The 7,785-nt window shown below is 63.3% G+C and carries 6 protein-coding genes; 3 read left to right on the top strand and 3 right to left on the bottom strand.

The features are described from left to right. The first annotated feature begins 97 nt into the window (after positions 1-97). Positions 98-1,720 (top strand): pyoverdine maturation tyrosinase PvdP, encoded by a 1,623-nt coding sequence (pvdP, locus tag UW3_RS0119080; RefSeq protein WP_026001406.1) that lies wholly within the window; start codon positions 98-100, stop codon positions 1,718-1,720. 79 nt (positions 1,721-1,799) lie between these two features. Here pvdP and UW3_RS0119075 read toward each other — a convergent pair whose 3' ends face one another. The 3 genes from UW3_RS0119075 to UW3_RS0119065 are packed head-to-tail and all read right to left on the bottom strand — an operon-like array spanning position 1,800 to position 6,350. Further along, positions 1,800-3,200, bottom strand: a complete 1,401-nt coding sequence (locus UW3_RS0119075) for an efflux transporter outer membrane subunit (protein ID WP_010224711.1) — start codon at positions 3,198-3,200, stop codon at positions 1,800-1,802. A 3-nt stretch (positions 3,201-3,203) separates the two neighbouring features. Then, on the bottom strand, positions 3,204-5,171 hold the full coding sequence (locus UW3_RS0119070) for a MacB family efflux pump subunit (RefSeq protein WP_010224710.1): 1,968 nt from the start codon (positions 5,169-5,171) through the stop codon (positions 3,204-3,206). After that, on the bottom strand, positions 5,172-6,350 hold the full coding sequence (locus UW3_RS0119065; protein WP_010224709.1) for an efflux RND transporter periplasmic adaptor subunit: 1,179 nt from the start codon (positions 6,348-6,350) through the stop codon (positions 5,172-5,174). Positions 6,351-6,576: 226 nt separating this feature from the next. Here UW3_RS0119065 and UW3_RS0119060 point away from each other — a divergent pair, with 226 nt between their 5' ends. Further along, a complete protein-coding gene (locus UW3_RS0119060; protein ID WP_010224708.1) occupies positions 6,577-7,056 on the top strand; it encodes a sigma-70 family RNA polymerase sigma factor in 480 nt (159 codons plus the stop codon). Positions 7,057-7,235: 179 nt separating this feature from the next. Beyond that, the gene (locus UW3_RS0119055) at positions 7,236-7,721 is read left to right on the top strand and encodes a hypothetical protein (RefSeq protein WP_010224707.1); all 486 of its coding nucleotides are present in this window, start codon (positions 7,236-7,238) and stop codon (positions 7,719-7,721) included. The last annotated feature ends 64 nt before the right edge of the window (positions 7,722-7,785 follow it).

Here is a 7,785-nt window from a genome sequence, read left to right as displayed (position 1 = left end):
TAGCCCCCCAGGATTCCGTGAAGAACCTTAAATTTACCCTTTCAGGATACGTCCTAGCTTGGATAAAGCCTGCTTCATGGCTGATACGGGTAGGACGATGACGATTTCGCGACGAGGATTCATAGCTGGTCTGGCAGTGGCGGGCGCGACCGTGCCAGCCGCCTACTATGCGCACAAGCAACTGACCCATGATCCCGAGGACGATATCGTGACCCCCGGCGAGGCCAGCGTCGAGCTGGCCGATAGCGCTGGCCAGCAATTGGCCGATCAGTTGCGTGGGGTCTGGGAGCTGCGCTTTGACGGTGTCGATGGCGGCCTGGCCGGCTTACCTCGCGAAGGCGTGCTGATGTACCTGGACGTCGCCACCAAGGGCCGTGGCCTGCGCGGATATGTCGATCGCGAAAGCGTCCTGCGCAGTGATGGGCCGGCAGCTTACCGGGTGCTGGGTGACTTGCTGGCGGCCTCTACGGCCACGGTGCGCTGGCGACTGATGAGCAACCTGGGTGGGCCGGGCTACGAATGTTCGGCGAGCCTGGATGAAGTCTGGGGCAACTTCGGCAATGCCGGCAGCGGTACCCTCAGTGGCCGCTTGCAGCCGCTGGATCGTTCTATGGCGTTGCCCCTGGCCGACAGCCGTTTCGTTGCCGTCAAACGTCTGTTTCCCGAGGCCCGTGAGCGGTTGCCCTATACACCGCAATTGCAGGCCTGGCTGATCAGCCCCGAGCACCGGTTGTTCCATCAACTCTGGCATGCCACCCGTGACAAGTGGCACCGCTTGCCGAAAGAAAAGCACGGTGCCTTGCGCGGCCTGGGCTGGCAGCCTGGCCCGCGCGAGCGGGAGCGTGATGCCCGAGGCCCGCGCAAGCATCGCAATGGCTCGGGGGTGGACTTTTTGTTCATGCACCGACACATGCTGGGCACTGCCCGCTCCATGCAGGACCTGCCTTCCTGGAGGCATTTCCCCTTGCCGCAACCCAGTGTCGAGCACGACCGCCAGGGCTTTGCCCGCTACTACGATAACCACGATGGCTACTGCGTGCCGCCCGGGTGGCGGGCGCCGGGCGATGAGGCTTATGGCCAGTGGGTCTCGGCGATCAAGGCCGGGGAGACGTTCTGCAGTAACTTTCAGGTCTGGGAGTCGCAGTACCAGGACCCGCTGTACCTGTCGAAGCTGACCCTTGGTACGTTCGGTTCGGAGCTGGAGATGAACCTGCACGACTGGCTGCACATGGGCTGGGCCTCGGTGCCACGTGACCCGGTCAACGGTGCTCCGGTTCCCTTTGCGCGTGATCCGGCCGATTTTGCCGGGCGTTGGTTCGGAGCAGAAAACGACTTTCTCGGCGACCCGTTCTCGTCCCATGTGAATCCGGTGTTCTGGGGCTTTCACGGCTGGATCGATGACCGCATCGAGGACTGGTTCCGGGCCCACGAGCGCTACAACCCCGGGCAAGTACGGCGTCTTGAGGTCAATGGGGTGCAGTGGTTTGCCCCGGGACGCTGGGTCGAAGTCGATGACCCGTGGCTGGGGCCAGTGACCCATGGTTGCAGTACCACGCCAGGGATGTTCCCCGGCAAGTCGGTGGAAATGGATGTAGAGACCATGAAGCTGGCCTTGCGTATCACTTTTGGTGAGGACGACAAGATTGGCGACCTGGTCCGCCGGGTACCGCAACGGCCCTGGTATGCGCGGCATCTGTCATTGCGCGGGATTGTTTCCTGATTCCTTGTATTGGGCCTGCTTTGCAGGCCATCGCCGGCAAGGCCGGCTCCCACAGGGTTTGTGCAGGCAGGCCAATGATTTAGCGAACCACCTGCCATCCGCCACCCAATGCCTTGTACAGCGCCACGCTGCCTTGCAACCGGGCCAGGCGCAGTTGTACCTGCTGGTCCTGGGCTTGATACAGCGTGCGTTGGGTTTCCAGTACTGTCAGCAGGGTCTCGGCACCCGCCTGGTAGCGGCGCTCAGACAGTCTGAAAGCGATCTGCGCCTGCTCCACTTCCTCATCCTGCGACTGGCGCTGCTGGTCGACGCCACTGATGCCATTGATGGCCCTTTCGACATCGGCAAAGCCGTTGATGATGCTGCTGCGGTAATTCTCCAGCAGTTCATCCTGCTTAGCGCGGGCTTTGTCGCGTTCGGCGCGCAAGCGGCCGTTGTTGAAGATCGGCGCAGCCAACCCGGCACTCAAGGTGTAGTAGGGGCTACGCATCACCTGGGCAAAGGTATCGGCGCCTGAACCCAGGTCGGCGCCCAGGGTCAGGCTCGGCAGCATCGCCGCGCGGGCTACCCGTACGTCTGCCTGGGCAGCGGCCAGGCTGGCTTCGGCAGTGGCGATATCCGGACGGCGGCTAAGCAGCTCGCTGGGCACGCCGCTGCCGATTTGCGGCCAGTTCAGGCGGGTGATCGATTCTTCAAGGGCGGGCAGCGCCTGCACTGGCTCGCCGAGCAAGGTCGCCAGGGTGATGCGCGCCTCCTGCAACTGCTGCTCGAACAGTGGTACCTGGCGTTGCTGGCCGGCAACCAGGCTGCGTTGCTGGGCTAGTTCCAGGGCGGTGGCCGAGCCGGATTGATAGCGGGTTTCGACCAGGCGCAGGACATCCTCGGCATTACTCAGATTGAGGCGGGCAATATGCACCTGCTCTCGCAGGGCCAGGCTCTGCAGGTAGCTGTTGGCGACGCCGCTGAGCAGGGTCAGTTCGACGGTCTGGCGATCGAAACGGCTGGCATCCAGGTTGAACAGGGCGCTGTCGCGTGCGGCAGTCTTGCCGCCCCAGAAGTCCACTTCGTAGCTGGCGCTCAAGCGGGTGCCGAACGAGGTGCTGGTGCGTTCGCGGCTGCTGGCATCGAGCTGGTCGAAGCCGTTGCCATGCAGCAGGCGTTGGCGTCTGGCATCGAGGCTGAACTTGAGCTCGGGCAACAACGGCGCGCCGGCAATGACCGCCGAAGCCTGGGCCTGGCGAATACGCGCTGCGGCAGCGGCCAGGTCGAAGCTGTTGCGCCTGGCCTGTTCGATCAGTTGATCAAGCGCGGGGCTGGAGAATTGCCGCCACCAGTTCTCGTGGGGCAGCGGGGTGCTGGTCGCCTGGCCTTGCCACTGCGCTGGCGCCTGCAGGCCGCTTGAAAGTGTAGGGGCGGTCGACGTGCAGGCGGCAAGCACCAAACTGATCGAGAGGAAACTGAGACGGCAGGGCAGGTTCATGGATTATTCGCTGGTTAGGGCTTTGACCGGGTCGAGGCGGGCGGCTTTGCGGGCCGGCATGAAACCAAACACCACGCCGGTGATCACTGCACAGGCAAAGGCGCCGAGCACGGCGGGCAAGGAGAAGGCCACGGCAATATCGGCCAGGAGCAACACGCCGCCAATCAACAGCGCCAGGGCAATGCCGGTCACGCCGCCGACCATCGACAGAAGCACCGCTTCACTGAGGAACTGACGCAGGATGTCGCGCTGGCGGGCGCCGGTAGCCATGCGGATACCGATCTCGCGGGTGCGCTCGCGAACCGTCATCAACATGATGTTCATCACCCCGATGCCACCCACCAGCAAGGAGATGGCGGCGATCGAACCCAGCATCAGCGACAAGGTGTTCTGTGTCCGTGCTTCGGCCTGAATCAGCGCCGCGTCGTTGGTCAGCTCGTAGTCGTGCTTGCCATGGTGGAGTTTGCGCATCAGTCGGTCGATGGCCGCTTCAGTGTCGGCCACGCGCCGCGAGTCGGCGGCGGCGATGGTCACATACTCCGGGTCGCGGCTGCCGAACAGGCGGATTGCCGCAGCCGAGTAGGGCACCACGATGCGCGCGTCGCTGTCCTGGTCCCCGGAGCTGGCGCCTTTGCCGGCGAGCATGCCAATCACCTGGAAGGGCACGTTTTCGACCAGGATGTAGTGGCCGATGGGGTTGGTACTGGCGCCAAACAGCTTTTCGCGTACTTTCTGGCCAATCACGGCGACGGCTGCGGCGTGCTGTTCGTCGGCTTCGGTGAAAAAACTGCCCTCGACCACCGGCCAGTTGAAAATCTCGGGAAAATACGTGTTGTTGCCGCCGACATAGAACTGTTGGTTGTTGTTGCCGTAGCGCACCATCAGTTTGCTGCCGATCACTGGCATGATCATCTTCACCTGAGGCAGGCTGGAGACTGCGGCGACATCATTGAGGGTTACGACCCCGGCAGGTTCGCGCAGGGTCGGCGCGCTACCGCTGAGGTAAAGAATGTTCGAACCGAAGGCGGCCATCTGCGCCATGACCTGGCGCTTGCTGCCTTCACCGACGGCCAGCATGACCACCACCGACGCTACGCCGATGACGATCCCCAGCAGGGTCAGGGCGGTGCGCAAGCGGTTGATCCACATGATCCGCCAGGCCGCTTGCAGGGCTTCGACCAGCTCGCCTTTCCAGGCCCCGTTCAGGGTCGCGCCCTGGCTCAGGCGCTGGCGCAGGTCTTCGGCCCGCAGCCCGCGAGTGCCGGGTTCGGGGCAGGCCTGTTGCGCTGCCGAGTCGCTGAGCACCAGCCCGTCGCGAATCTCGATGACCCGATTGGCCCGTGCCGCGACTTCGCGGTCGTGGGTGATCAGGATCACCACATGGCCCTGGCTGGCCAGTTCGTCGAGCAGTGCCATCACCTCGGCGCCGCTCTGGCTGTCCAGCGCGCCGGTTGGCTCGTCGGCGAGGATGATGTGCCCGCCGTTCATCAAGGCGCGGGCGATCGACACCCGTTGCTGCTGGCCGCCGGACAACTGGTGCGGGCGGTTACCGGTGCGGCTGGCCAGGCCCAGGCGCTCGAGCAGGGCGGCGGCGCGGGCGTGGCGTTCGGTGGCGGGGGTGCCGGCATAGATCGCTGGCATTTCGACGTTTTCCTGGGCCGAGCCCGAGGCGATCAGGTGGTAACCCTGGAAGACAAAACCAAAGGCCTCCCGGCGCAGCCAGGCCAGTTCGTCAGTGTCGAGCTCGGCAACGTCCTTGCCCGCAAAGTAGTAGCTGCCTGAGGTGGGGCGGTCCAGGCAGCCGAGGATGTTCATCAGCGTTGATTTGCCGGAGCCGGAGGCGCCGACAATGGCAACGAACTCGCCCGGGTGGATGGCCAGGCTGATACCGCGCACCACCTCGACCTTGGGCGTATCGATGCCGCCATAGGATTTGCGGATATCGCGCAGTTCGATCAGGGGCGTGGACATTCAACCCCCGCTAGCGGCGGGTGCGCCGATCAGCAGGCGCTCGCCTTCGGTCAAGCCGTCGAGCACCTGTACCCGCAGGCGGTCGCTCAATCCGGTGCGCACCTGGCGCTGGTTGACCGTGCCGTTGCTGTCGAGTACCTGGGCGATGCGCAGGTCATTGCCATCGGCGTGTTCATCCAGTGCCGCCACCGGCACGGTCAGCACCTTGCTGGCGCGCCCGGCAACAAAGAACACCTGGGTGGTCATCTGCGCCATCAATGCGTTGTCCGGGTTGTCGACATCCAGCAGCACGGTGTAGAGCACCACCTTGCTGCTGGCGCCACTGCCGCTGGCACTGGCCGGGCTGCCACCGCCCTGGCTGGTTTGATCGAGGGGTTTGGGCGGCACCGGTAGAATCTGCCGCACACTGCTGGCCCAGCGCCGTTTGCCGCCGGCCAGGGTGGTGAAATAGGCCGTCATGCCAGGCTTCACGTGGCCGATATCGGCTTCGGAGACCTGCGCCCAGACGGTCATGGGCGACAATTTGGCAATGCGCAGGATCAGCGGGGTCTGCTGCTGGGCGTTGAGGGTCTGGCCTTCGCGAGCATCGACAGCGACCACGGTGCCGGACATCGGTGCATAGATGCGCGTGTAGCCCAGCTCGGCTTCATCGCTGCGCAGGTTGGCCTGGGCCTGGCGGATTTGTGCGCGATACATGTCGATGCGCGCCTGGGTCACCTTGAGTTGGGCCTGGGCACTTTGTACGTCCTCTTCGCGGGTTGCCCCGCCAGCGGCAAGGTTGCGCTGGCGCTTGTACTGTTGCTCGGCCAACTGGTATTGGGCCTTCTGCTCATCGAGCTGGGCGTTGAGGTTTTCGATCGAAAAACGCCCGGCATCCAGTTTGGCCTGCTGGGTCGAAGGGTCGATTTCCACCAGCAACTGGCCTTCCTTGACCTGGTCGCCAACCTCCACATGCAGTTTGCGGATCTGTCCGGACGCCTGGGCGCCAACGTCCACATAGCGCCTGGGTTGCAAGGTGCCCAGGGCGGTGACGCTGCTTTCGATATCCCCGCGGGTGACGGCCACGGTACTGAGCGGGTCGCTGCCGGCTGGCAGGGTTGTCCAGGCGAGCAGGGCGCCGAGGCTTAGCAGGCCGAGGCTGTAGAGGGCCGCGCGGCGGCGAGTGGAAGAACGTCTCATGCAGGGGTTCCAGCCAGAAGGTAGGGCCCGTGACTTCACCCTGGCGGTATGACTCGACAGGCACGGGAGGCTCCCAGGTAAACGAGGTGAAGGCGTTGGAATTTACCGGGGTGCGAGGTGCTTGCTGAGAATAATTATAATTTGTATTATTGCATTCTGCCATCATTCAGACCCGCTTAACCCAGAGCCAAGGGAATTCCCGCAGATGTCGCGGCCAGGTGTTGTGTTGGAAAGCTACTATCGCGAACTGGTGAGTTTCCTTTGTGCCCGCCTGGGTAACCGGCAGGCCGCTGAAGACGTTGCCCACGATGCCTATATCCGGGTACTGGAGCGCACTGGCGGGAATGACATAGAGCATCCGCGCGCGTTTCTCTACCGTACGGCCCTGAACCTGGTGATCGACGGTCATCGGCGCGGGCTGCTGCGCCAGGCCGAGCCACTTGAAGTGCTCGATACCGATGAGCGTTTCTTTTCTCCGGCGCCGTCCCAGAGCATGGACCTCAACCAGCGCCTGGACCTGATGCAGCGTGCCCTGGCCGAGCTCAGCCAGCCTTGTCGCGAGTGTTTCCTGCTGCGCAAGCTCGATGGCCTGTCGCACCCGCAGATTGCCGAGCGCCTGGGTATCTCGCGCAGTCTGGTGGAAAAACACATTGTCAATGCCATGAAACACTGCCGGGTGCGGATGCGCGAATGGGAGTCGCAGTAAGGCCAGACGCGGGGCGGATGTGAAAAATTCGTGGTGACGTTGCTTGATTTCTGCCCGATTCCCGACAACTATCAATACAGACCCTTTATCTGGCGGGTGCTCGCCAATAGCCTGCAATTGATGAGTGGCGCAGTATGGTCAAGGAACATCGCTAACGCTGTTTGCCTTGGTCATAGACAATGCCGAACAAATCGCTGCGAATACTGATCGCCGACGAACACCCGATGCAGTTGCTGCAACTGGAGCGCATGCTCAATGGCATGGGCTACTACCGCATCGCCCCGGTCGAGAGTTTCGAAGATCTGCAGCGCCTGGTGCAAAGTGCATTGCAACCGTTCAACCTGCTGCTGGGCAATATCGACCTGGCCAGCCATGCCGGGGTCGACCTCGAGCGCTTTTGCCAGGTCAACCCGTTGATTCAGCACGCGTTGTTGTATGAATCGCAGCATTTGAAGATCCCCGCCATTCCTGACAGCCAGCGCCGGGCAGTGAGCGTCAGCCTGCCCAAGGTCCCGGACAACGAAACCATCCAGTCCTTCATGAACATCATCGATTCGCCGCAGGTGCTTGGGCGCTTGCCCGCCGTTGCCGAGCGCGCTGCCAACCAGGGCTATGCCCCGCGGCGGATGAACTTCGCCCAGACCGCGTTTTCCCGTCAGTCCTAGGCCTGTCCCGGCCTTTGCGCTGGGTACGGTCGGTCGGCATTTGCTATCCTCTTGCGTTTGCCCT

This window comes from Pseudomonas donghuensis, assembly GCF_000259195.1.
Taxonomy (GTDB): Bacteria; Pseudomonadota; Gammaproteobacteria; order Pseudomonadales; family Pseudomonadaceae; genus Aquipseudomonas; species Aquipseudomonas donghuensis.
This window is presented reverse-complemented; position numbering and strand designations above follow the sequence as displayed.